Source organism: Spirosoma sp. 48-14 (assembly GCF_001898575.1).
Taxonomy (GTDB): domain Bacteria; phylum Bacteroidota; class Bacteroidia; order Cytophagales; family Spirosomataceae; genus Spirosoma.
The window spans coordinates 1-2,016 of the sequence record NZ_MKUD01000051.1; the positions used below are offsets into that span (position 1 = coordinate 1).

A 2,016-nucleotide genomic window follows, 5' to 3' on the forward strand; every position below is an offset into this window, starting at 1 on the left:
CGTATTCAAAGGCATCATCTACGGTGTTTTTAAACACGGTGGAAACTTCATCTTCCGCACCTTTTTTGAGCAGGTTAAGCGTTTCTTTGTTCGGGCAAAGTGCCAACTGGATTAGCTTTCTTACTTCTCGGTCTGTTACCCTTACTTTAGCCCAATCGTTAAAGATGTTCTCTAACTGCGTGCTTAGTGTGTTGGCAAGCCCCATAACCTTGTGAGCATTTTCGAGGCGTTGTTTTGCTCCTGACGTGTGTTTGATACGCACTACATTGGTCATACTCCGCAATGATGCGTTCAGGGTGTTTTGACATACGATACGGATAGGTGTAAACGCTGCGGTAATACTTCCACTACCGTCGTGGCTTGTGGTTAAGAAGATGTACTTTTCTGTAACATCGTCGCCGTTACCTACACGGATATAGTCGGGCAGCTTGGCAGTAATAAAAATACGCTCCCCGTTACCCAATGCTCCTGCGGTTTCGTACAATATTCCCTCGCCTCCGCCTACAATAGCATCAAAGAAATTGAACGCCTCACGGTTTTGTACAATATGGTAGTCTTTGCCTACTACACCCAACGGTGTATTGGTGTCGGTGCGGAGGGTGGCGAAACTGTTAGGTACTAAGATGTCATTGGCTTCAATCAGTTCTCCGTTTTCGCCTATGCTCATTGTTCTGCCCTGTGTAAACAGTGGGGATTTGATAACCTCGTAATCTAAACCTGCGTGTACTATTGCTTCCTCGCTTGTTGGGTATTGCTCTACGATTTGCCCCAAACCGTGCCACGCTTTTTGTTGAACGCTAAAGAATGAATGACGTCCTGTTTGCTCGTTGAAATTGATGTTGTGTGCCATAATGCTAAAATTTTGATGTTTGAAAAAATGTTATTTACTCACTCGCTTTTCTCGTTTCCCGCTTCCCGTTGTGGTTTGCTCCGCTTCGCTTCGCATAAATTTTTCCAAAAGAAAAACCGGAAAAAAGAAAGCAGATAATCCAAGCGGGCAACAGCGTAAAACCGAAAGGAAACGGAATAAGTCCCGGAGGGTGGCAAGGCAACACACAGCAATTCGGCGAAGCCAGCATTTTGCCTTGCCATTATGCCGTAGTCTTTTGGTTGGGCGTGTGAGGTGGCTGCCCGCTATAACTTAGCTGCCTTTTTACCGGTTGATTGTGGAAATTTTCTGTTCTAAATTTTTATGGCATTAATGACCAGGCTATGATAGCCTGTAATAGGGATTTGAAAAATGGAATAGCAGGGAGCGTTAGATAAGGGTTTCGTTTTTCAATTTTCTATTTCTGAAGTAGGTAATAAGCTCTTTTACAGCGTTGGATTGCGTAGAGGAAAATAAATGTGCTTTACCTACACAAAAAGATAGGCATAAAAAAAGCAGAACCGTTAAGTTCTGCTCATTGAGATTAGATAAAAGCTGATTAGATTGCCATCATAAACGCTTCTTCCATTGCCTTGAATTTAGGGGTAACTAAATCCATATCCTTACTGATTTTTTGGCTTGTGATTTTAGCGTAAATCTGTGTGGTGGAAATATTTTTATGCCCCATCATTTTGCTAAGACTTTCAAGCGGTACGCCCTCGGTCAAAAACATTGTTCCGAAAGTATGCCTTGCCGTGTGAAAAGTTACTTTTTGCTCCGTAATGATTTCTGCCTTTTCAACCAGTTTGCCTATGTGAGTATTGCAGGTTGCATTGGTCGGAACCGGAAAGATAAATTCATTCCTTGTCGTACCCTGATATTTCTCAATGATACGTTTAGGGATTTCCATTAACCGAACATTTGAAGCAATATCTGATTTCTTTCTCCTGCTGATAATCCACTGATGACCGTCAAAGAATGATTGAATGTTGTTCCTTGTCAGTTTCTTAATATCCGCATAAGCAAGTCCTGTAAAGCAACTGAAAATAAACAGGTCTTTTACAAGTTCATACCGTTGGTGCGATGGTACGCACATCATCAGCTTTTCAACATCTTCTTTAAGGATATAGCCCCGGTCGGTTTCTTCC

At 42.4% G+C, this 2,016-nt stretch carries 2 protein-coding genes; both read right to left on the reverse strand.

The window, feature by feature from the left end; translation table 11 throughout:
- A partial coding sequence (locus tag BGO59_RS24545) for a DUF932 domain-containing protein (protein WP_293687755.1) occupies positions 1-850 on the reverse strand: 850 nt, incomplete at its 3' end.
- A gap of 577 nt (positions 851-1,427) precedes the next feature.
- A partial coding sequence (locus BGO59_RS24550) for a site-specific integrase (protein ID WP_293687758.1) occupies positions 1,428-2,016 on the reverse strand: 589 nt, incomplete at its 5' end.